This window comes from Arthrobacter terricola (genome assembly GCF_004354015.1).
Lineage (GTDB): Bacteria > Actinomycetota > Actinomycetes > Actinomycetales > Micrococcaceae > Arthrobacter > Arthrobacter terricola.
In genome coordinates, this window is the sequence record NZ_SMRU01000022.1 from 52296 (window position 1) to 74431 (window position 22136).

Genomic DNA, 22136 nt, shown 5'->3' on the forward strand with positions numbered 1-22136 from the left:
CCGACCGTAATGTCGGAGCATCGACCAATAGCGCTCCAAGCGGACCCACACGAGTAGCTCCGGGCAGCTGGCGGCTTCAAAGAGTATCCGACGTTCTACGGGGGTACAAGGGGTGGCTAAAAAGCAAAAGCCCGAGTGGTCGCTGAGCCTGCTCAACGGGTGGACCTTGACCAGGGCCGGCAAACGGCAGAAGGTTGCTCATCGTCAGCAACGCCTAATCACCGCGCTGGCCCTTTTCGGAGAGCGGCCACGCAGTTTCCTCGCCGGCCTCTTGTGGCCGGAATCCTCCGAGGCCCAGGCTGCCGTCGGCCTGCGGGTGAGTATCTGGCACATCAGCCATGAATTGCCGGGACTGCTCGATGCGGAGGGAACCGCTGATGTTTCCGTCGCCCTCAGCCCGCAGGTGCGCATCGACGTCATCAAGCTCGAGCGCAAGCTGCGCAAGCCCGCCTCGGATAGGCCGGATGCGTATCAGCGGTGGGAACGGTTGCGGAAATCGGAGTTGCTTCCTGGATGGTATGAAGACTGGATCCTCGCCGAGCAGGAACGCTTCCGCACCATGCGGACCGCGGCCTTGGACTCCCTCGCCGAGTACCACCTTCGCCAGGGAAACGCAGAGGAGACAAAGGCGGCTACTTCGCTGGCGATCGCCCTGGAGCCGTTCCGGGAATCATCGTACCGCTTGCTCATTCAGGCCCACCTCGCCACCGGGGACCTTGTCTCCGCCCTAGACATCTACCGGGGTTTTACGGCCGGATTGCGACGCGAATTCGGCGTGGATCCATCCCCGTCGCTCGCCGGCCTGATCCACCACGCGGTGGGCGTCAGCGGACGTCAGCATCCTTTCGGAAGCCTGCCGTTCAGCCAGATGTATTCCAATGTTCACACCCTGGCGACCGACCGGAGGCTGATGGAGTGAACGCCGTTAGTTATCGGTGGCGGCGCCCCACCCACAGTCCATGAAGCAAGGCAACCACTGACGCCACCATCAGCACATTGCCGAACACCATGTCGTCCGCCCGCAGGATGGCACCAGCGATGAGTAGTGCACCAAAAATCACCAACGACGCCAATCGGCGAGTCACACGGGTGAGCCGCGACACCTGTTGCTCGAGTCGGGGGTTGGCCACGGAAAGCGGGCCTTCCTCGATGCGGGCCAGTAGCCCATCGACGCGTTTGGGCAGACCAAAGGCGATCCCAACGGCGTCGAACGCTTGCCGAGCCACCTCCTGCACGACGTTGCCGCGCTCGTCTCGCATCAACTGTGCCGCATAGGGCTCGACCGAATCCCACAAATTGAACCGGGCGTCCAATGAACTGCACACGCCCGAGGTCAGCGACATCGCGCGGATGATGAGCAGGAAGTTCTCCGGCAACTGGAACGGCAACGAACGAATCACGTCGCCGAATTCCACTGCGAAATCACGGAACTCCTTCGGATCCACCTCTCGAAGCTCGGCAAAGCCCATACCACCGAACCTGGCGAAAAGTTTGGTCATCGCCCGCTCAAGCCCGGCCGAGTCAGTCGACGGCACGAGCACACCCAAGTCCTTGATCGCCGCCACAAGACCCTTGCCGTCACGCGACGCGGCTGCGATCAGCAGCTTCCGCAGGCCGCTGCGCGTCTTGGGCGGAACTTCGCCCATCATGCCGAAGTCGATGAACGTCAGCTTCCACGGATGTTCGGCGGATGAATCCTCAACCGGAGTGATGAAGATATTGCCAGGGTGCGGATCGGCGTGGAAAAAGCCATTAGTGAATAACTGGTCGAACATGACGGAAGCGAAAACCGGGGCGACCTGCACGGGGTCGATGCCGGCTGCGAGAAGCGCCTCCGAGTCAGTGATCTTGATCGCCGTGACATCTTCCAGGGTGAGCGCCCGGCGGGTGGTCCGCTCCCAAACGACGCGTGGCGCAGCTACCCTGCGGTCATCGGCGAAATCAGCGGCAAAGCGCTCAGCATTGGCCGCCTCATTCATATAGTCGATCTCTTCGAGGCTGGTCTGCGAAAACTCCTTGATCAAGGCGGGAACGTCGGCACGATTGGCGACGATGCGGATTCGGCTGAGCCAGCCGCCCACCTTGCGCAGCGCAGCCAGGTCGACGGCGACGATCGCGTCGATTCCCGGTCGTTGCACCTTTAGGACGCCGCTGTCGAGCCCGGTGTCAGCGGCGTCGTCAGGGCTCAGTTGTGCGCGGTGCGCCTGACCGAGGGACGCGGCGGCAATGGGTGTCTCCTCGACCGCTACGAACGCCGCATTAAGCGGCACCCCCAGCTCCGCCTCCGCCAAGGCCCGGATTTCCGGGAAGGGGACGGGTGGTACTTCGTCCTGCAGCCCTTCCAGCTCCGAGGTTATTTCGGGGGGAAGTACGTCGAGCCTGGATGACATGAACTGGCCGACTTTGATCATCAAGCCGCCGAGTTCAACCGCGAGTTGATGGAAGCGCTGTGCGAAGCGCCGCATTCTCCTGGTGCGGGTGCGTTCGGCAACCCTGCCCAGCCCGATTCGTGGCAGGAACAGCTCGAACCACCAGGTCACGGCTAGATGCCACGCGGCGAAACGGATGATTCGTCGGTAACGGGCACGGGACTTCCCGGCGCCGGGCACCGGGTCTGCCCGGTCGCGTTGAACCGACGTCACCCCGTCAATCCTGGGCGAGGATCGAATAGAGCCGACGACGGGCCTCGTCGAGCACCGTCACGGCCTCCTGGACCTGCTTCGGCGTGCCCGTACGAGCCACCTGGCCCACGACTTGCGCAAGCTCAACGCCGGCCTTAGGCAGAGCGGCGAACCCGACGCCTGATCCTGCTGGCTCCCACAACGATGAAGGATCAGCGCCCGCCACTTCCTCGCGACCGGCCTGGGTCAGCGAGTAGATTTTGCGGCCATTCGATTCCTCGGCAGTGAGGAGCCCCTCGTCGGCCAGCAATTGAAGGGTCGGATAGACAGAGCCAGCGCTCGGCTTCCATTTGCCACCGCTTCGCTCCTCGATTTCATGGATGACCTGATAGCCATGCATCGGCTGCTCAGCGAGCACGGCGAGCACCGCCAACCGAACTTCACCACGACCCACGCGGCTGCCCGGACGCTTCTCAAATCTTGAACGGAAATCCTCAACGGCCTGCCAGACGCCGTCAATATTTCCAGCTCCAAACCCGCCTGCCGGGAACGAATCCTGCATCACGCGTTCCTCCGTCAATCGCGAACGATTTACAACGATAGTCAACGATATGCCTGGATGTGCACGAAAACCATAGACTCGGGCCGCCGGACGATATTGAGCGATATAGACAATCAAGACCTTGTGAAAGCCGGGTCTTGGCTGGGCTCGGCGAGCAGGACGCCGACGGCGTTCCGGCCGTAAGCGCGGAAGTCACCGTTGTCGGGTGCAGGCCTTCGAACACGGGGTGCTGGGTCAGAAGGGGAGCGGGAGTTTTGCTGTCCGGCCGCCGTCGAGCACGATGATCTCACCGGCGGAATAGGCTGTGTGGCCGGGGTTGGCCGCGATTCCTTCGATGGAGCCGATGTTGATGATGCTGCCTCCGCCGCTGCGCTTCAGGTGGGGGAGGGCCGCTTGTGCTAGGAACAGCGGAGCGCGAAGGTTCAGGGCCATGATAAGGTCAAGTTCCTCCGGCTGGATTCCTGCGACGCTGCGTTCGAACATGATTCCGGCGTTGTTGACGAGGACGTCAATTCTGCCGAAGTGGGCGGCAGCTAGGTCGACGGCGCTCGCGATCGCCGAGACATCGGTGAGGTCGACCTGGATGCCGATGACATCAGTGTGCCCCTGCAGCGCACTCTGCAGGGGCCCGCGCTGCAGGATGGCGACTCGCGCCCCTTCTTCCAGGAAGCGCTGCACAATTCCTGCCCCTATTCCTTGACCTCCGCCGCTGATCAGGGCGACCTTGCCTTTTAATTCCATGGTGCTCCTTCTGGCGCCGCCAGGATCTGGCGGCGGCTTGTGCTAGTTGGTGACCCGGACGCGGTTGGTGAGCTTACCGATCCGTTCGATTTCGACGGTGACTTCGTCCCCCTCTTTGAGGCCGACTGGCGGGTTGCGGAAGATTCCGACGCCGGCCGGGGTGCCCGTGAGGATCACGTCGCCCGGTTCCAGGGTGGCGGTTTGGGAGACATAACTGATGATGTCGGCGACGCCGAAGATCATCTGCGCGGTTGATGAGTCCTGCATGAGGACACCGTTCAACCAGAGCTTGATTCCAAGGTTCTGGGGGTCGGGGATCTGGTCGCGGGGCACCAGTGTTGGGCCGATTGGGCAGAACGTGTCCAGGCTCTTGCCGCGGACCCATTGTCCGTCGTCGAACTGAAGATCGCGGGCAGAGACGTCGTTCGCGCAAAGATACCCCGCCACATAGTCCAAGGCTTCATCGACGGTGACCTTGCGCGCTCTTCGGCCGATGACGACGGCGAGTTCGGCTTCAAAGTCTGTGCGGACACCTTCGGGAACGTGGATCTCGCCGCCGTGGCCAATGAGCGTGTTGGGCCATTTAGCGAAGAGCAGCGGCATCGTAGGCGCCTCGAGGCCGGCTTCGGTGGCGTGGTCGCGGTAGTTCAGCCCAACGCAGATCATCTTCGATGGTGCGCCGATGGGCAGATCCGGTTCGCCGGAGGACTCGATGCTGGAGTTTGGTGTCATCATTTCTTGCCTTCGATCGAGGGGGTGGGGGAGATCCGGTTTCCGAGAACTGTCCGTTGCTGAGAACTGACAATATGCATATTCGATAAGATTGGCAATAGCGAATATGCATATTGTCATCAAAAGCGACACCTGCGATACTGGCCCCATGTCTGCAACCCCAACAGGATCTTTGCGCGCCACGACCATCGCCGGAGCAATAGCTGCAGAGCTGCGCGCCGAGATCGCGGCCGGCCGGATTCTTCCGGGGGAGAAGTTGCGCCAGAACGAACTGGCCAATCGTTTCGGAACCAGCACGACGCCGGTGAGGGAGGCCATTGCGATCCTTCGGCATGAAGGCCTGGTTCGTCATACCCCCCAGCGAGGGGCGACGGTCTTTTCGCCGTCAGCCGAGGAGCTGCGGGAGCAGTACGCGATCCGGACCGCGCTGGAAGCGCTCGCTGCCCGCCACGCCGCCGCCAACTTTCAGGCCGAGGACGCTGCCCCTTTGCAAGCGCTCATCGACGAGATGAGCCGGTGTGTGGATCCTGACCGATACGTGGAGTTGAACCATCAGTTCCATATGGGTCTTTACCGCCTCTCCAAGATGGATCAACTTGTTGAGCTGATAGACAATCTGCGCGGCTCATCCAATGCCTACCTGCTGATATCTGCCAAGGCCACTGCTCCGTCTCCGCAACTGGACAAAGAACACAGCGAGATCCTCGAAGCGTGCAAGGCCGGCGATCTACAGAAGGCGGATAGCGCCATCAGGCGGCACCTCGGGGCCAGTGCCCGAAACATCATCGAAGCGATCCCCTGACGGGCCAAGGGAGGTCAATGCTGACAGGGGCGGTCAAAGACCCTGTTGTGTGTTGGGCGGCGGCGGATGTTCTGCGCATACGAACGCCCGCCGCCGGGTGTTTCCAGAGAGCGAGTATGGTGCCGACCTGGCCGGCGACGGCGCGGTCGTAGAGGGCGCGGCCGACAGTGACGTCGCAGACGACCACGCCGATGTTGCTGTTGGCGATGTTCTCCTCGGAGTTCTCGCGGTCGGGCTTGACGCCGGCGACGACCCCGTCGGTCTCTGCAGCGATGGCCGGGAGGCCGTCGGGGAGTAGCCCATGCCTGCTCCAGGTCGTTGCGTGAAACACGGTGAATGTGACATGCCTAACATTCGGATGCGAATATACACGAGTAGATCCGCAACGGTAAGCTGCCTATGTGACTTTTTGTGTGTTTGCTTTCGGTTTTGGTCAGGTTGGCGGGCGTGGCTTTTGAGTCTCCCCGGTGGAGAAGGGGCATGATGGACGCGACCCGGAAGATCCAGCACCAACTGAGCGGGACCCGTTCGCTCGGTGAGGCACTGCGTGGACGGGGAAACTCGCTCAATGCCCTGCGCCTTGTTTTCGCGTCATGTGTGATTGTTTCGCATGCTTGGTGGCTTGGTGGCTACGGCCAGGAACCGGCGTTGTTCGGGATTAAACTCGGCACTGCAGGCGTCATGGGCTTCTTCGCGATCTCCGGATACCTCATCACAATCAGTGCCGAGGGGTCGACAACGCTTGAATATGTGACCGCACGGGTCCTGCGAATATACCCCGGTCTTGTTGTGTCCGCGGTGCTCGTGGCGTTCGTCGCGGCACCGATCGGCGCCCTCATGACCGGCGGACGCTACAGCCTTTCAGGGGCAATCGTCTTCCTGGAGGCGGCCCTTGCGCTCCTCATCGGAGTCATGAACACGCCACCGATCGGGACCTCCCTGCTCGGAAACAACGACCACTTCGACTGGGACGGCCCGTTGTGGACGTTGACCTGGGAGGCATTGTGCTACGTCCTCATCGGGGTCCTTGTCTTCCTCGTTCGACGGCGGTCTCCTGACCGGAATGGGACCGCCGCCGCCATCCTGTGGCTGTTCGCAGCGGCGACCGGCGCCGTTGCAGGCAAGATCATTGCTGGCGGCTTCGGAGCAAACCGGACCGAATTTGTCCTGCCCTTCATCGCACTCTTCATGGCCGGCGCTCTTCTGGCCACGATGCGGGATCGCATCAGGATGGGCCTGCTGCCGTGCCTGCTCGCAGTGGTGGCCGTGTGGGGTGCCTACCTCACGGGCTTTGGTCCGGCACTGGCACCACTACCTTTCGCCTACGTAATCCTCTCGATCGGCTCTCTTCCCGTCGCATCCAGGATCGGGTCACGCCACGACATCTCCTACGGCGTCTACATCTACGGATGGCCCCTCCAACAACTGCTGGCGACCCTCAGGCTGCCCTCCCATGTCTCTCCATTGGTGTTCGCCGCTGCCGCACTGGTTCTCGTCTGTCCGCTTGCTTACCTGAGCAGTGTCATGGTCGAGAAACCGGCACGGCGTCTCCGCGCGCGATTGCTCCGGTCAGCGCACTTTCGTCCGCCTGGCTCCAGGTCGGATAGTGTGGCGTCATGACTGTCAGCAAACCGTAACGGCGGACATTGAAACCTGGCTTTCTGGCTATCATGAAAGCCGTCGCACCCAAGCCGGGCTGACCGGCTTGGCCAATCACGGGGGGAATTAGAATGGGTGAACCGCAGCGGGATCATTTCCCGGAAATACCTGATGATCTACCCGAGTTGCTTGCTTCGCCCGGTACGAATGATGACAACCTGGTGACCCTCCGTGAGCAGGCCCAGGAGATAATCGATCAAATTCTGAGCGGTACTGATCCCGGCGGTGAGAGGGTCCGGGCGAAATTGAGGCTGTGCATCTTCCGCCATCCTGGGCGACCGGACCAGGCGCTCCTCGAGCATCTTCTGAACCGCAACAACTGACTACTATTTCATGGCATCCCTTAGTGCGACCGTCCGGGTTGCGGGATCGGTCACGAGGAACCTGGCAGCGATGACGACGGCGGCGATCAGCCCGAGCGCCGTCATGACTATCGCTTCGAGGACCAGGAAGTACAGCCCCCAGGTGAGGGCGGAGGCGTTGATGTCGTGGCCCCACGCGGTGCTGAGGTTGAGCGCGATGGCTCCAGCCGCACCCGAACAGGCGCCCAGACAGACAAACCGCCGAGCAGGTTCCCCACATCACCATCCAAGTCGAGGTGTGCTTGTGCCCGTTGTCCCGGTCATTCTATTTTCCGGTGAGTTCGGGTGGGGTGCGGCGGAGGGTTTTGGTGACGGAGAGTTTGCTGGAGTACTGGATGGATCCGTAGCGGAAGAGGTGGACGGCCAGGCGCAGGACCAGGGTGCCGAGGATGAACAGTTCGGCGATGACGATGATCGCTTCGGTGGTGTTCAGGGTTCCGAAGCCGTTGCGGAGCATGGCGGTCACGGGGGCAGAGAGGGGGAAGTAGGTGAAGGCTTGCACGACGGCGGAGTGCGGGTCGCTGAGGATGAGGCTGATCGCGTAGAACGGGACGAAGATCAGGGCCATGAGGGGTCCGAAGATGACACCGGCTTCCTTCGCGGTGGGCATGATCGCGCCGATCGCGACGAGCATGGCGGTAAACAGGGTGAACCCGCCGAGCAGAAGGAGCGCGCCAACCAAGAGCGGCCCCGGTTCGAAGACCAAGGAGGTCAGGTCGACGTCGGGCAGGGCGAGCCGGTCCCGGAAGAAGGCGTAGCCGATCGCGACCGGGGTGAGGAATACGCCGATCTGGACGAGTCCGACGAGGAAGAGGGAGATAATTTTTCCCACGATGAGGGTGGTCGGGTTCAAGGTGGTCAGGATCATCTCTGTGACCCGGTTTTCTTTCTCCTCAAGCGTGGAGTTGAGCATCTGGCTGGAGAGCAGGATGATGCTCACATAGAACAGCACCAGGAACATCAACGGCGGTAGAGCGGTGCCGAAACCGCCGGCCACCTGCCCGTTCCGAAAGGTCTGGGTGTCGACGGTGACGTTCCCGCCCGCGGCCGCGGTCAGCACGGGGGATCCGATCCTGGCTTGGGCTGCGATGGTGAGGAGTTGTTTGGCGACGGCTTCGTAGGTGTTGTCCGCGAAGATCCCCTTGTCGGCGCCGTAGACCTTCACATGCTCGGTCGCCGGGTTGGCAGGGTAGGCGAAGTACGCGTCGCTGCGCCCGGCCTTCACGTCCGCCAGTGCGGTGTCCGGGTCGGTGGATTTGTGGCCGCCCATGGCCGTGGCCACGGCGTCGGGGATGATCCCGGACGCGTCCGTGTACGTGAAGGACAGGGTCGCGTTCTTCTGCGCCTCCGAGGTGGCGCGGGTGGAGGAATTGCTGGCGAACACCAGGGTGAAGATGATGGCCATGACCACCGGGATCGCCAGGGTTGCGATCCAGAAGCGGCGTTTCTTGATGGTTCGGATGAACTCGAAACCGACGACGGTGCCGAGGTTGTGCCGGCCCAGGAAAGAGGAGGCTCTGGTTGGCGTGGTGGTCATGTCAGGTCCGCCGTTTCCTTGCCGTAGACGCGGATGAAGATTTCCTCAAGGGATACCCGTTCGGTGGTGAAGGACCGCACCGCGACCCCGGAGGTAACCAGTTCACGCAGCACCGCTGTCTCGTCCGCCCCGTTCCGCGGCGCCAGGTCCGCGCTGCCGACGTCGGCGGCCGTGACCTCGTACAGGTCCGAACCGGGCAGGGGACCGGTGTAGGTGATGCGGTAGAGGGTGCCGCCGAATTGTTCCTGAACCTCGGCAACGGTGCCGTAGGCGCGGGAGGTGCCGTCCTTGAGCAGGATTACCCGGTCACAGAGCCGTTCGACTTCCTCCATCTGGTGGGTAACCATGATGACCGTGGAACCGGCGAGCTTCTGTTCTTCGATGATGTCCATCAGCAGGCGCCGGTTCACCGGGTCGAACCCCTTCGTCGGCTCATCAAGGATCAGCAGCTCGGGATCGTTCATGATCGTCACGCCCAGCTGGATCTTCTGCTGCTCGCCCCCGGACAGCTTGTCCAACCGGGTCGACGCCTTGTCCGCGAGTTCGACGCGGTCCAAGTACTCCAAGGACCAGGACCGTGCCTGTGCTTTGGAAAGTCCTTTGAGCCGGCCGAAATAGACCATCACGTCCAGGACGGCTTCCTTCTTGTACAAGCCGCGCTCCTCGGGAAGGTACCCGAGCCGGACACCGTCGCGGGGTTCAAAGACCTTCCCGCCGATATGCAGCACCCCGGCCGTGGGCTGGTAAATCCCCAGCAACGCCCTCAGCGTGGTGGTTTTGCCCGAACCGTTGCTGCCCAGGAACCCGAATGTCTCCCCGGCCCGGACATCAAACGATAGATCCCGGATGACCCGTGTCTCCCCGAAATCCATCCTGAAATTTTCGATACGCACCAATGGCTCAATAGCCGCGCCCCCCGCAGTCATGCACACACTCTAACCGCAAGGCGGGGTCCGGAGCCCTGACAATAACTCTTCGGTGCGCCCGCGTCGCCCAAGGAGCGGGTAAGAAGGTGCGGGTTCACCGCGTCACTCCCCGTTGTCATCGGACTGTTCGTCGGTAAGACTCGGCGCATGAGATTCGAGGGAGTGCTTCCCGAGGACGCGCCCGATCCGCGCATCGAAAACGCCAAGCGTCTGAAACTGATGCCGATCCCCATCATGGGGCTGGTTCCTCAGCCCACGCTTGAAGACCCGGACATGATCGGCTTCCAGTACGGCCAGGACTCCCGCGGGTACAACGAAATGTCGGCGAGCATCACCTACATGTTGTGGCGAAACCCGGTCGATAAGTCCGACCCGATCAACCTGGCCGAGCTCGATGAGCAGACGCGGGCCTCGATCGGGTTTGTTCCTCCCTGGCCGCGGCCGCAGTGGCTGGTTGAGCAAGTTGAACGACTTCGCTACCCACAGCTCTGGGAGGCGGTGAGGACCACGTGGCATCGCGACCCGACCGGTCAGTCATCGGTGGCGTGGGTGCTGACGGACCACCTGATTCACATCTTGATGAACCGCAACCGGCGGCAGTGGATCGGGGGCAACGCCTGGGATCCTCACACCCGGAACGCCAGAAACGCGCCAGCAACCCGCGAGGTCGCCGTCCAGGTTGATGGCGCCGAAGTCCGGGGGATCGAAATCGACACGGATCCGGTCGTGTACGCCGTGGGAGCGTCTCTCGGAAACAACGGGGTAGTGACGGCCGTCCTGCCGCGCGAAGAGCTCAACTACATACGCATTGAATTCGCGAAACGCGGGAGGTCTACGGGATTTTCTTGAGCCGGAGGATGCGGATGGTCCAGACGCTGACGAGCGCGTGAACGAACGCCCATGCGACTTTCACCGGCTCGAACGGGGGACCGCTGATAAAGACCATGACGAGCACGATGGACACCGTGGAGACCACGATGGCGGCGATCAGTGGTGACCGGGCGGTGCTTTTGAGGGTGGAGAGGTTCCAGATCCCGATGATCACACCGGCGAGCGAGACCACCGTGTAGGCCACGAAGACGATGATGATGCCCGTGATCCACCCGGCCGCCGGCGGCATCCCCGAAGCGCTGTCGTCCTGCACTTGCCCGATGAGGTTCGCGGCGGACGCGAGTGTGAACAGGCCGGTGGCGCCACCCGTGAGCAGCTCGATGAGTCCCAGCCAGAACCGCCAATGCCGCGACCTTGACGCGTTACGGGGACTGAGCGCAGGCTCATCGATTGACTGTGGCGGGCGCACATGAAGCAGTTCTACCGCGTCAGACTGATCGGTCTGCGGTTGTGTTTCCTGGTTCATGTCGCGTCCCCTCGCGTGCGGTGGAGGCCGTCCCCGCGACCGCCAGAGGAAGTCTATCGTCGGCAGCTTGCCCCGACATTCTCGTCTCACCCGGCCGCACTTGGACCAGCGCATAAAGCGTTGAGCGAGGACAACCCGTTGTCCGCTCCAGGTAGTGTCCCGGTTTTGAGTCCGGCAAATGTGGCGCTGATGCCCGTTCCGGCGCAGCCAGGCGCGGCGGTGACGATCACCCCGACACGGTTCCTCGACACGAGGACGTCTTCCGGTGACGTCGGCCCGGGCGGATCGGTGTCGTTCCAGGCCGGTGGCGTGGCCGGGGTTCCGGCCGATGCTGCGGCGGTGGTGGTGAACCTGACGGTGACCGAACCGTCGTCGTACGGTTTTGTCACCGCCCATGCCTCGGGAACGGGCACCCCGAACGCCTCAAACGTGAACTACGCCGCCAACCAGACGATCCCGAACCTCGCCGTCGTCCCGGCGGCCCTGACGGGAAGGTGACGCTGACGAATACGTCCAATGGCACCGTCCAGCTCGTCGCTGACGTCTCGGGCTACTTCCTGGCCGGCACGGCCGTGGACGCGGGAGCGTTCGGCACGCTGGCTCCGACCCGTTTCCTGGACTCGCGCACGTCCTCGGGCCCGGTGGCCGGCGGCGGAGTGGTGTCCTTCCCGGTGGCCGGGGTGAACGGCGTACCGGCGAACGTGGCGGGTGTGTGGGTCAACCTGACGGTGACCGAAACCCAGGGTGACGGGTTCCTGACCGGCTTTGCCTCCGGAACGCTGGCGCCCGCGACGTCGAACCTGATCTACGGATGGAACCGGAAGACGGCGGCCAACATGGCTTACCTTCCGGTCGGGGCCGACGGGAAGGTCTCGGTCGCGAACAACTCCCTGGGCACCGCCCAGATCATCGCCGATGTTTCCGGGTACGTCCTGAAGTAACCGCCCTTGTAGTCAGACCGAACGGATGGCGGCAACCCCACGAGGGTTGCCGCCATCTGCGTTATCGCGCCGGCAACAAACGCTGTGATCCGAAAAGTTCTGGTCCGACTTGCCGGGGCCGGAACCGCGCCGCAGGTCACTTCCTCCGGCGTATTGACGGCGGCATTGCCGGTCTCCATGATGTGGATGTGGCCGGGCTGCCAGCATCCCCCGAACCGGCCGCAATGCTTGATTGCGAGTACCGCCGGCGGCCTGTCCGGTCTGGACACTGGCCAACCGGTCTCACAGCGAAGAAGGTTCAGCAATGTCGGAGCACATCACCAGCCAGGCACTCCCATCCCGCACGAGCCGGGCCCCGCAGCTTTCCCGGGCCCGGGCCAACGTTGAAAACTCCCTGGCTCCGGGAGCGATCGACTTGGCCGTTCTCGGGCCGACGATGTACACACTCATGTTCCGCAACATCGCCAGCGACGGGTTCATCTTCAGTGACCCGCAGTTCCCGGACGACATTTCCAAGGACTCGAAGCCGGGCTGCATCATCGCCGCCCCGTCCTTCCCCGCCGAGACGCCGGGCACCGACGAAGACTACGTCTTCAACTGGGTGCGTGACGGCGCCATCACGGCCATGGAGGTGGCCAAGGCCAACATGCCTACCCGCCCGGAAGCGACCGTGCAGACCCTGAACGACTACGTGGCGTTCGCCGGGCTCTGCCACTCCAACGCCCAACCGCCGGTCTCCAAGGGGCACGCCTGCTTCACCATCGCCGGGGACGTGCGCCCGTGGACCGAACAGAATGATGGACCGGCCCTGCAAACCATCACCCTCCTTGCCGCCTACAACCAACTCGCTCCCGACACCCAGCAGCGCGCGGTCGACCTGGTGAACTCGAACGTTGCCTACCTCCTCGGCGTGTACCAGGACGTCACGACAAACCTGTGGGAGGAACACACCGGATACAGTTTCTTCGCGCGGGCCGCCCAGCGACGCTGCTTCCAGGAAATCCAAGCCTCCCTCATTCCCGGGATCGACAAGCTGGCCGGGCTGAAAACCGCGATCGACTGGCTTTCGGAAGCGCTGGCCGGCCACTGGGACGGGACCCAATACGTGAGCATGATGGCTGACCCCGGCAACGGCGCCCCGCCGTCACCCCACGACCCGGTCGCCCCCGCCTATGACCCGAACATCGACGTCGTCCAGTCCGCCGTCTACGGCGCCGTTCCGGTCACTGACACCAAACTGCTGGCCACCGCTGCCAGGCTGCGGACCCAGTGGGAGGAAGGCGGCGAAGCGTTTTACCCGATCAACAAGACGGACAAGGAGAGATTCGGCATCGGGCCGCTGTTTGGCCGCTACCCAGGCGACGAGTACGACGGCGACACTTCAGACCCGGTCCTTGGCGGCCACCCCTGGGCACTCACCACATGCAACGTCGCCGAACTGCACTACAAGCTGGCCGCTGCGATCACCTCGAGCGCCAATGTGCCGTTGGACGCTCTGTCAGCCGTCTTCTTTGCCCAGTCCGGCATCGATGCGTCGACGTCCGCGGCGGATGCCGCCGTCTCGTTGACCGCGACCGGGGACGCCATGATGCGCGCCGTCGTCTACCACAGCGACAACCTGGAACTCTCCGAGCAATTCGACGGCACCACTGGGTACGAGCGCAGTGTCCGCAACCTGACCTGGAGTTACGCGGCCTTCCTCTCCGCGCTGCGGGCACGGGCCGTGGTTGCCTGACTGAGCTATTCCTCCGGTCCTGCTGTCCTTTCTCGTGTTGCCGGGGGTACGGGGGTGATCAGAGGTTCGGGGGGAAGTTGTAGCTTGAAGGGATTTTCACCGGAGCGGTGCCGTGGATCAGAGCGATTTCGTCTTTGGGGTGCAGGAAAACGGAGTACACGCTGGTGGTCTGCCCCTTGCCGTTGATGAAGACTGCCCACCCTTCGGCCGGGAGGCCTCCGATCGCCCCGGTGTTGGAGATTACGCCCCATTCCTGCAGGACCTGGCCCAAGGTGAAGCGCTGACCCGGGGTTTTGGCTTCGATGTAGAGGATTCCGGACGCATCCTGCGTGTGCAGCGGGGATCTGGCGCCGCTTTGCCCCTCGGCGATGTCGGGGTACCCGATCCCAGTCGGCACGGTCACAGCTTTGCCGTCGACAAAGACGTCAAGGTGGGAGTGGAAATGCTCAAGGATTCCTTCATCCGTGCTCACGGGCAGGCCTGCCGCGCGGATCCGGTCCGCAGCGCCAGGGTGGATGGCCCACGGGTTCTCAGGTGCCGGGTCCGCAGCGGAGCCGGTAGATCCGGCGGCTGCAGGGGAGCCGGTAGATCCGGCGGCTGCAGGGGGCGGGCCGGCCCAAAGCAGCGTGCTGGCGATCGGCCCGACCCAAAACGAGAGGGCAAGGACGACGCCGGCCAGGATCATGAACGGCAAGCCGTGGTTGCGGCCGGGACCAGTCGGTTTCACCGTGTTGCCTCGTGGCGGGGGAGCGGGCGCGGGGGTTTCCGTGCCGACGCCCGACTGCTGGAGCCGTGGTTCGTGCCGTGTGTGAACCCGGTTCAGCTTGCGTGCCGGACGGGAGTTGCTCATGGTCCCTCCTGGTCTCCGGGGCGCATTTCGCTGCGGCTGCAATGGCGTTCGGCGCGCCCGGAAATTCTCCATTTCCTGTCCCCATCTGTATCTACGCTCACCGGGTCAGTCCGCACCCGATGCGCCAGCGTAGGCTCCGCAGGATCGTCTCCACACGAGTACCGGTCACCTGACTTGAGCCACCTGGGGACCATCAAACACGCATAGATCACCTGTCCCACAAGACCACTGCCGTTCCCGTCGACCGTGAACCGCGCCGACGGGTGGATTGGTTGGCGTTAGCTCTGGTTTTGGGCGGGTGGGACGCGCAGGCTGCCATAGCGTTCCATCCGGTGCCAGCGCAGATGTACTCCGGCCAGGGCGGTGACGACTGACTGGATGACCACGAGGTACATGAGCTGGCGGTAGACGAATTGCTGCAGGGGCAGTGTCCAGAGGGGTTTGAGTGGTTCGTTGTCGAGCCGGAAGGCGTAGGCAGCCATGAAAAACTGCACGAGGAGGAAGCCCAACCATAGCGCGGCAATCCGGACCGGGTCGAGGAACACAAGGCCATAGATGGAGAACACGTCGACGATAGGCGCGAAGAGCGGCAAGAGGACCTGGAGTACGAGCAGGTAGCCGAGGCCGCGCCGGCCGAGCTTCCCGGCCTGCCCGCCCTGGAAAATTGCGCCACGGTGTTTCCACATGGCTTGGAGGGTGCCGTAGCACCAGCGGTAGCGCTGCTTCCACAGCGCGCCAAGACTCGCCGGCGCTTCGGTCCAGGCCCTGGCGTCGTCCTGATACACCACGCGCCAGCCGGCGCGGCACAGTGACATGGTCAGGTCGGTGTCCTCAGCGAGCGTGTCGTTGCTGACCCCGCCGATCTGCAGGAGGGCGTCGCGGCGGAAGGCGCCGATGGCGCCCGGGACGGTCGGCATGCACTCAGCGAGATCGAACAGCCGGCGGTCCAGGTTGAATCCGACCACGTATTCGATGTGCTGCCACGCGCCCAGGATCCCGCCGCGGTTTGCCACTTTGGTGTTTCCCGAAATCGCTCCAACGCGTGGATCGGAGAACTGCTGGATGAGCGCACGGACCGTGTCGGGCTCAAAGACGGTATCGCCGTCGACCATGACCACGATCTCGTGGGAAGCGAGGCGGAGGCCGGCGTTGAGGGCCGAGGGCTTTCCGCCGTTCTCCTGCCGTACCACCCGCACGTTCGGCAGGCCGAGGGCCTCGGCAAGATCGGCGGTGCCGTCGGTCGAGCCGTCGTCGACCACGATGATCTCCACTGGATGGGTCGACGCGGCGATGGACCGCACGGCGGCCTGGATCCCGGCCGATTCGTTGCAGGCCGGCACGATCACAGTGACGGGGTCTGTGATGTCCGGGCGGATGGGTACCTGCGTACGACGGCGGCCCCGGCCGGCGGCTTGGATGCGCCGGGCGGCGCGCCGGTGCCGGGCCGCAAAGCCGATCACCAGGACTGCGCGGACGACAGTAACGATGCCTGCCGCCACCAGGGCCCAGGAGATCGCGGTGACTGCCCATTCGCTCAGCCTCAGGCCCCACACAAACGCCGTACCGCTGATCTGCTCGGCGGCCGAGGCGCCACGCATGCTCGTGATCCCGACGGCCTCGCCCACGCTCGTGACTCGGAAACCCCGGTCCGCGAATGTCGTCAGGCTCGCGTCGAGGGCGGCGACGCTTTGCGCGCGGTCTCCTCCGCCGTCGTGCATGAGTGGTACCTGCCCTTGGGCGCCTGAGGGCGCGAGGTTCTTCTCGATCGTCGACACCCCGGGTCGTTGCCAGTCCTCACTGTCCTTCGTGGTGAGTACGGTCAGGTAGCCCTGGTTCGCCGCTGCCTGCATGGCGGCCCACGTCCCGTCCGCGACGGCGTCGTTCTCTGAGCTGTACGGCGGGCGCAGGAGCGTGGCAGCCTGGCCGGTGATTCCGGCGAGAACTTCCTGGTCGCCCTGCACCTCAAGCTGGCGGCGCCACGCCGGCGCGCTTCCGAGGTCGGCGTGGGTCAGCGTGTGCACCCCGATCTCGTCGCCGTCGGCGATGATCCGCTGCACCAGTTCGGGGTGGTCGATCGCGGCAGAGCCGACGATGAAGAAGGTTGCGTGTACGTGGTGTTTTTCGAGGACATCGAGGATTTTGGGCGTCCACACGGGGTCGGGGCCGTCGTCGAAAGTCAGGGCAAGCGTGTGGTCGGGAGGGCCGGCAGTGCGGACAACGCCTTGACGGGAGTCAACCAAGGGACCGCCGTGGGTCACGGTGTCCGGCACCGCGGCGGCAGAGTCGCTTGGAGTAACGGAGTCGTTTCCGATTCCCGCCAGGTGGTGCAAATACCCCTGTACGGTGAGGGCGAGACCGACCGCGAACAGCACGGCCGTCAGGACCACCCAATGAGCCCTGACACGAACAGGTACGGGCTCCGTGCCCTGGTTCCGGCGTGGCATGCTCACGGGTGCGCGGGTGCCGACGGATGCGCGGTCCGGCCGGGAGCGGAGCCGCTCTTACCCGGCGACGTCGACGCCGCACCCTGTGCGGTCCCCGCCCCGTTCGACGCCGCGGGAGCGGTGGGAGCTGTGTGGTCAAGGACCGGGCTGCTGAGGGACGGTGCTGCGGGGGCGCCGAGGACCGGGGCCGCAGGGGCGGGAACAGCGGCCCGTGCAAGGGGTGCCGCTGCCGCAGAGTCACCGACCCCCGGCCCGGCCGCAACGGAGGCCGGCGCGGGCACGGATGGGGGAAGATCACGCGCTGCAGGAGGAGCGGCAGGGAAGGGAAGATATGGGGCAGCCATGTTCGGGCCGCCGATCAGCGCAACCAGCAGAAGGGCAACATACCCGGCGACGACGGCCAGCGCCCCAATCCCGAAAAGCTTCAGGCGCCGCAGACGCCGGCCGGACGCATCGACAAAAACGGGTCCGTCCGAAGCCGCGGAAGTGTGGTGAGCGGGTGGTTCGTCCAAAGCTGCCATCGGGCACCAACCTTAGAGGATCCCCTCGCCCTTCCCAAAACACCGTCACCCAGGAACCCTGGGCCAGGCCTGCAGAACATGATTGCCCGTCGCCGGGAAACCCCCTGCCCTGCCGGATCGCGGGTGGGTGGTTTCCGGTTCTTTTGCGTCCTGTTAGGCAGGGTTTTCGCGGGTGGTGCCGAAGGGGACGCTTGGGTCGAGTTCGAGGGTGAAGTCCCAGGGGGAGTGGCGGGTAATGAGGATTCCGCGGTCTTGGTACCGGCTGGCCTGGTGTTGGAGTTGTGCCTCTGCCTGGCTGAGCTGGGTATCCAGGTCCGCGGGGTCGGAGACGTGGATGGTGCACCGGTCCTTTGCGGGTGCTGAGTCGTTCATGGTGCCTTCTTTATAAGGAGTGTGGGTGGCGAGTGATTGCCCGGAAGCGGACAAACGACGTGTTGCATGTATACGAAGAAGGCCGGGCGTACTGGAGCGGTTGTCGATCCCTGTGGGTCTGCCCGGGAGCTATTGCGGTCTCCGGTATCTGAAGCTGGGCGCCCGTCCTGTGGTTGTGGCTAATACGGGGGAGCCGGGGTCCGTTTGTTGGATGCGGGCTCTGGACAGGAGTTCCGGGCGGCAGGGGAGTGCGGCTTCGATGGTGCGCAGTCCGTCGAGCGTGGACGCTCGTATGTGTAGGATCGGCCCGGTGCCTCGTGATTGTCAAGGGCACCGGCCACGACATAGGCCGGTCCGGCCCCGCCCTTTCCCGGGCTCTTCGATAACCAGGAGCGCGGAAGAACACGAACGACTTACCATGATGGTCATGGATCCTGTCGAGCATATTCTTGACCTTCACGACTTGGTGACCGGCACTGCCGATATCAAGGGCATCCTGGACGGGGTGACCCGGTTCGCCTCGGCCGCGGTAACGCAGGCAGCGGGGGAAGAGATCGACTGCGCCCTGACGCTGCGCCAGCGCAAGCGTACGACCACCGTTGCGGGCAGCAGTGAGAAAGCCATCCTTTTGGACCTCATCGAACAAAACCTGGACCAGGGCCCGTGCCTGGACGCCCTGGATGCCGGACGCCCGGTCCTGCTGGCCGACGTCGGAACGGACACCGACTGGCCGCAATACAGCCGCACCTTGGCCGAGGCCGGGTGCCGGTCCGCATTGGGTGTGCCGATGGACCTGGGGGAGAGGTCCGAAGCCGTGCTGAACTTTTTCGCGCCACGGCCCGGCGTGTTCACCCCCGACGTGATTGACGCCGCCACAACGTTCTCCGACGTCGCTGGAAGTACCCTGCGGCTGGCGATCCGGATCGAGACGGTCGAACACACCAACGCCGACCTGAAAGCGGCGATGGCCAGCCGGTCCGTGATCGACACCGCGTGCGGGATCATCATGGCCCAAAATCGGTGCACCCACGCCGAAGCCGTCACGATCCTGACCACAGCTTCCAGCCACCGCAACCAGAAACTCCACGACCTCGCCGCCGACATCGTCGCAACCCTCAACGGCGGAACCGGAAGCCCGATGCGGTTCGAAGACTAGAGGCGGTGCTTAGCGGCGTGGAACTTGTCCGGGACGGCTCGCGCCTGCTGCGGAGCGTGCGGCGGCTAATTGCTGTTCAAGGTTGAAGATTTCTTCCAGGGGAACGAATGACTCATCGGGCGGGCTTTCGATGCCGTCGAACAGGTCGGCCATTTCGGCTTGCCAGCGCGTGTTGACCTCGTGGGCGGCCATGCGGTCCGCTGCGGCGGTAAGGCTGTCCGTTTCGACATAGCCGATGAGGAGTCCGTCGGGTGCGAGGAAGAGGGAGTAGTTGTGCCAGCCGGTGGCTTCGAGGGCTTCGAGCATCTCGGGCCATACGGCGGCGTGCCTGCGTTTGTATTCCTCGATGCGGTCCGGGTGGATCCGTTGCTGAAAGCAGATCCTCCGACGCGTGGGGGTCTCGCTCATGGTGCTCCTGGTGGGTGAAACGGCGTGGAGGACGCCTGGTCTGAAGAGTTCATCAAGCGCGTTTGCTCCGATCTTGAATTCGCCGAGGTTGCCTGCTTTGAAGGTCTCGCCTTCGGCACCGGTGATCTGGCCGGAGGCCAAGGCGGCACCGGCGTAGGCAGCGAGGGAGCCAAGCTTCTCAACGTCCCAGAGGGCGAAGGCCTTCCCCAAACGGTTGTGTTTGGCATCATTGCCTCATTTCTGAATCGTTTCATTCCGTAACTCGCTTCACACCTTAGGTCGTGTTCCTGTTCACGTCAACAAGGATGTCGCCGCCATGGCCGGCGTCTCAGTCGGGACCGTGTCAAACGTCCTTAAAGGGCGCGTCTCGGTGTCCTCCCAACGCCGGGCACGCGTACTCGCCGCGATCAAAGAACTCGGTTTCGTCCGCAGTGAAGCTGCAAGGACGTTCCGCGCAGGAACCACAACGACAGTCGGCATGCTCGTCCTCGATGTGCGCAACCCCTGCTTCACGGACGTCGCGCTCGGTGCCGAAGACATGGCGGCAAAGCACCACCATTCCCTCATCCTCGCCAACACCGCGGAGGACCCCAGCAGGAGGCGGCGTACCTGGACCTTTTCGAAGAGCAGCGCGTGCGCGGTGTGTTCATTAGCCCGATCGGCGACGTTTTCGCCCGCCTGGAGCGGATGCGGGAACCCGGGATTCCCGCCATACTCGTCGACCGCTTTTCCGCACGGACACTTCTGCTCGGTTTTACTCGACGACGTCGTCGGGGGCCGTCTCGCCGCCCGGCACGCCGGTGCCGCAACCGCCGTCGACGAAACGGAGGCCACGCTTCAAAGGCTCCAGACGCCGGACCGTCTTCGCCGCGAATGACCGGCTTGCCTAGGCCTCCTGCAAGCATCCGCCGCGAAGGAATCAGAGTAACGAATGACATCGCGCTGGTCGGCTTCGACGACATCGACTTCGCAGCCTAATCAAGCATTCCGCTGACGTCAATAAGACAACCCCGGGAACTCCTGGGACGCCGGGCGGCCGAATTATTGAAGTGTCGTCGTGCGGTTGTGGGGATTTAGGCGGAATTGCCTTGGGTCAGGCCATTGTCATGCTTTCGCGTGCGTCGGTTGCAGGTGTGGATTCCTGCTCGTGGTCGGATGTGCTGGGTTCTGCCTTTGACAGTTTGGCCAGCCACAGGACGCCGATGAGGCACGATGCGAGCGTCGTGGTGACAAGGAAGATGAACAGCACTTGGACGCCGCCGTTGATGATGGCTGGGGTGAAGAGTGCGATTGCGGCGGCAACGACGCGGGTGAAGCCGATGGTGATGCCTTGGGCGGTGCTCCGGTAGATGGTGGGGAATAGTTCCTGGGACCAGACTTTGTACATTGGTTCCCCGGCGACGGCGCCCCCGAGAGAGTAGAGGACAGCCATGATCGCCAGGGTGGGTGTGGTGGTGCCCATGATGGCAGGGACGAGGAAGGCGATGGTGGAAACCGCCGTCGCTGCGATGAAGACGGGCATGCGCCAGCGGGTGTCGGCGAACTTCATGGTTGCCAGGAGTCCGAGGAAGCTGCAGCCGAAAGCGATGAGCCCTATTGTCGATGCGGTGGTGACACTGGCGCCGGCGACGTTGACGTATAGGTAGGTGCTGAATTGGCCGTTGGTGTTGGCGGCCACGTTCGCGATCGCGTAGAACAGGCCGGTGGCGATCAGCGGGACCACGTAACTGGAGTGGAAGAGCGTTTTCAGTGAGCTCATTGCGATAGTGTCGGAGTTCTCGGCGCGGGTCCGGGAGGTGGCCCATTCCGGGGATTCAGGCAGTCCTGCGCGCAGGACCAGGACGATGAGCGACATGACCAGCAAATGTCCGAAAAGGATCCGTCCGCCGGTGGTTCCCATCTCGCCGACGATGATGCCGATGAGCTGGACGGCCAGGACTCCGACCATCCACAGGATGTGCGAGAAGGTGATCATCTTGCCCTTCTTGCCCGGGGGTGCCGTTTCGGCGATCATTGCCATCGACACCGGCAGGTCTGCGCCGGCTGCGAAGCCGAGCAGGATGATGCCGAGGAAAAGCATCCACGGGGCGGTGGCGAACACCAGGGCCAGTGCGCCTGCGGCGAAGATGCCCATGGTCGTAGAGAAGACTTTGCGGCGCCCGTATTTGTCGCCTAGTCGCCCGCCCACGAGCGCGCCGATGGCGATCATGACGGTCAGGAGGGCCGATAGCTGGCCCAAAGCGGCGGGGCCAAGGTCAAACTCCTTTTCAAACAGGACCATGCCCATGCCGGTGCTGACGATGGCTGCAGCGTCAAGGTAGGACGCCATGCCTGCGATCGTGGCCGTCCACCACGGATTTTTCGCGGTCGTCTCTCGTGCATTGGGGGTCAAGGAAGGCTCCTTTGATCT

The 22136-nt window shown here is 63.7% G+C and carries 24 protein-coding genes; 10 read left to right on the top strand and 14 right to left on the bottom strand.

All coding sequences use genetic code 11. From position 1 onward, the window contains the following. The first annotated feature begins 112 nt into the window (after positions 1-112). Complete coding sequence (locus E1809_RS17560) at positions 113-919, top strand: AfsR/SARP family transcriptional regulator (RefSeq protein ID WP_133205525.1); 807 nt, start codon at positions 113-115, stop codon at positions 917-919. A 10-nt stretch (positions 920-929) separates the two neighbouring features. Here the strand turns inward: E1809_RS17560 and E1809_RS17565 are convergent, their stop codons facing one another. The 4 genes from E1809_RS17565 to E1809_RS17580 all read right to left on the bottom strand — a co-directional run bounded on the left by E1809_RS17565 (position 930) and on the right by E1809_RS17580 (position 4659). Further along, positions 930-2642, bottom strand: coding sequence for an ABC1 kinase family protein (locus E1809_RS17565; RefSeq protein ID WP_133205526.1), 1713 nt, complete (start codon positions 2640-2642; stop codon positions 930-932). Between the two features lie 4 nt (positions 2643-2646). After that, positions 2647-3183: a PadR family transcriptional regulator gene (locus tag E1809_RS17570; RefSeq protein WP_133205573.1), complete on the bottom strand. Its 537-nt coding sequence runs from the start codon at positions 3181-3183 to the stop codon at positions 2647-2649. A 234-nt stretch (positions 3184-3417) separates the two neighbouring features. Next, the gene (locus E1809_RS17575) at positions 3418-3924 is read right to left on the bottom strand and encodes an SDR family NAD(P)-dependent oxidoreductase (RefSeq protein ID WP_133205527.1); all 507 of its coding nucleotides are present in this window, start codon (positions 3922-3924) and stop codon (positions 3418-3420) included. Between the two features lie 42 nt (positions 3925-3966). After that, positions 3967-4659, bottom strand: a complete 693-nt coding sequence (locus E1809_RS17580; RefSeq protein ID WP_165962372.1) for a fumarylacetoacetate hydrolase family protein — start codon at positions 4657-4659, stop codon at positions 3967-3969. 103 nt (positions 4660-4762) lie between these two features. On the opposite strand from E1809_RS17580, the gene E1809_RS17585 reads away from it, so the two are divergent. Further along, on the top strand, positions 4763-5458 hold the full coding sequence (locus E1809_RS17585) for a GntR family transcriptional regulator (RefSeq protein ID WP_133205529.1): 696 nt from the start codon (positions 4763-4765) through the stop codon (positions 5456-5458). Here E1809_RS17585 and E1809_RS17590 read toward each other — a convergent pair. Beyond that, a complete protein-coding gene (locus tag E1809_RS17590) occupies positions 5439-5789 on the bottom strand; it encodes a hypothetical protein (RefSeq protein WP_133205530.1) in 351 nt (116 codons plus the stop codon). The two genes, E1809_RS17585 and E1809_RS17590, sit on opposite strands and share 20 nt — an antisense overlap. 149 nt (positions 5790-5938) lie before the next feature. On the opposite strand from E1809_RS17590, the gene E1809_RS17595 reads away from it, so the two are divergent. Together E1809_RS17595 and E1809_RS17600 are read left to right on the top strand one after the other, a co-directional pair. Then, complete coding sequence (locus E1809_RS17595; protein WP_133205531.1) at positions 5939-7078, top strand: acyltransferase family protein; 1140 nt, start codon at positions 5939-5941, stop codon at positions 7076-7078. 110 nt (positions 7079-7188) lie between these two features. Then, positions 7189-7440 (top strand): hypothetical protein, encoded by a 252-nt coding sequence (locus E1809_RS17600; RefSeq protein ID WP_235835666.1) that lies wholly within the window; start codon positions 7189-7191, stop codon positions 7438-7440. A 304-nt stretch (positions 7441-7744) separates the two neighbouring features. Here the strand turns inward: E1809_RS17600 and E1809_RS17605 are convergent, their stop codons facing one another. Next, a complete protein-coding gene (locus E1809_RS17605) occupies positions 7745-9016 on the bottom strand; it encodes an ABC transporter permease (protein ID WP_133205532.1) in 1272 nt (423 codons plus the stop codon). Beyond that, the gene (locus tag E1809_RS17610) at positions 9013-9942 is read right to left on the bottom strand and encodes an ABC transporter ATP-binding protein (RefSeq protein WP_133205533.1); all 930 of its coding nucleotides are present in this window, start codon (positions 9940-9942) and stop codon (positions 9013-9015) included. Before E1809_RS17610 ends, E1809_RS17605 begins: the two co-directional genes overlap by 4 nt. Before the next feature lie 147 nt (positions 9943-10089). On the opposite strand from E1809_RS17610, the gene E1809_RS17615 reads away from it, so the two are divergent. After that, entirely contained in the window at positions 10090-10791 is a 702-nt protein-coding gene (locus E1809_RS17615; protein ID WP_133205534.1) for a hypothetical protein, read from the top strand. Here E1809_RS17615 and E1809_RS17620 read toward each other — a convergent pair. Continuing rightward, complete coding sequence (locus E1809_RS17620; protein WP_133205535.1) at positions 10775-11299, bottom strand: hypothetical protein; 525 nt, start codon at positions 11297-11299, stop codon at positions 10775-10777. The two genes, E1809_RS17615 and E1809_RS17620, sit on opposite strands and share 17 nt — an antisense overlap. Before the next feature lie 165 nt (positions 11300-11464). On the opposite strand from E1809_RS17620, the gene E1809_RS17625 reads away from it, so the two are divergent. From E1809_RS17625 to E1809_RS17635, 3 genes are all read left to right on the top strand, one after another. Continuing rightward, positions 11465-11797, top strand: coding sequence for a hypothetical protein (locus E1809_RS17625; protein WP_133205536.1), 333 nt, complete (start codon positions 11465-11467; stop codon positions 11795-11797). Beyond that, positions 11794-12240 carry a hypothetical protein gene (locus E1809_RS17630; RefSeq protein ID WP_133205537.1) on the top strand — a complete coding sequence of 149 codons (447 nt, stop codon included), beginning with the start codon at positions 11794-11796 and terminating at the stop codon, positions 12238-12240. The genes E1809_RS17625 and E1809_RS17630 overlap by 4 nt, the downstream gene beginning before the upstream one ends. Positions 12241-12544: 304 nt before the next feature. Beyond that, a complete protein-coding gene (locus E1809_RS17635) occupies positions 12545-13975 on the top strand; it encodes a glycoside hydrolase family 15 protein (RefSeq protein ID WP_133205538.1) in 1431 nt (476 codons plus the stop codon). A gap of 58 nt (positions 13976-14033) precedes the next feature. On the opposite strand, the gene E1809_RS17640 is transcribed toward E1809_RS17635, so the two are convergent. The 4 genes from E1809_RS17640 to E1809_RS17655 form a co-directional block, all read right to left on the bottom strand. Then, positions 14034-14825 carry a hypothetical protein gene (locus E1809_RS17640; protein ID WP_133205539.1) on the bottom strand — a complete coding sequence of 264 codons (792 nt, stop codon included), beginning with the start codon at positions 14823-14825 and terminating at the stop codon, positions 14034-14036. A 278-nt stretch (positions 14826-15103) separates the two neighbouring features. Continuing rightward, positions 15104-17269: a bifunctional polysaccharide deacetylase/glycosyltransferase family 2 protein gene (locus tag E1809_RS17645; RefSeq protein ID WP_133205575.1), complete on the bottom strand. Its 2166-nt coding sequence runs from the start codon at positions 17267-17269 to the stop codon at positions 15104-15106. Between the two features lie 2 nt (positions 17270-17271). Then, positions 17272-17790 carry a hypothetical protein gene (locus tag E1809_RS17650; protein WP_133205540.1) on the bottom strand — a complete coding sequence of 173 codons (519 nt, stop codon included), beginning with the start codon at positions 17788-17790 and terminating at the stop codon, positions 17272-17274. A gap of 153 nt (positions 17791-17943) precedes the next feature. Beyond that, positions 17944-18162, bottom strand: a complete 219-nt coding sequence (locus tag E1809_RS17655) for a hypothetical protein (RefSeq protein WP_133205541.1) — start codon at positions 18160-18162, stop codon at positions 17944-17946. Positions 18163-18589: 427 nt separating this feature from the next. Between E1809_RS17655 and E1809_RS17660 the strand changes: the two genes are divergently transcribed. After that, positions 18590-19318 (top strand): GAF and ANTAR domain-containing protein, encoded by a 729-nt coding sequence (locus E1809_RS17660; protein WP_308166919.1) that lies wholly within the window; start codon positions 18590-18592, stop codon positions 19316-19318. A 9-nt stretch (positions 19319-19327) separates the two neighbouring features. Here the strand turns inward: E1809_RS17660 and E1809_RS17665 are convergent, their stop codons facing one another. Next, on the bottom strand, positions 19328-19936 hold the full coding sequence (locus E1809_RS17665; RefSeq protein ID WP_308166918.1) for an L-rhamnose mutarotase: 609 nt from the start codon (positions 19934-19936) through the stop codon (positions 19328-19330). A 106-nt stretch (positions 19937-20042) separates the two neighbouring features. Here E1809_RS17665 and E1809_RS17670 point away from each other — a divergent pair, with 106 nt between their 5' ends. Continuing rightward, entirely contained in the window at positions 20043-20603 is a 561-nt protein-coding gene (locus E1809_RS17670; protein ID WP_133205543.1) for a LacI family DNA-binding transcriptional regulator, read from the top strand. A gap of 216 nt (positions 20604-20819) precedes the next feature. Here E1809_RS17670 and E1809_RS17675 read toward each other — a convergent pair whose 3' ends face one another. Beyond that, the gene (locus E1809_RS17675; RefSeq protein ID WP_133205544.1) at positions 20820-22118 is read right to left on the bottom strand and encodes an MFS transporter; all 1299 of its coding nucleotides are present in this window, start codon (positions 22116-22118) and stop codon (positions 20820-20822) included. Positions 22119-22136: the final 18 nt, after the last annotated feature.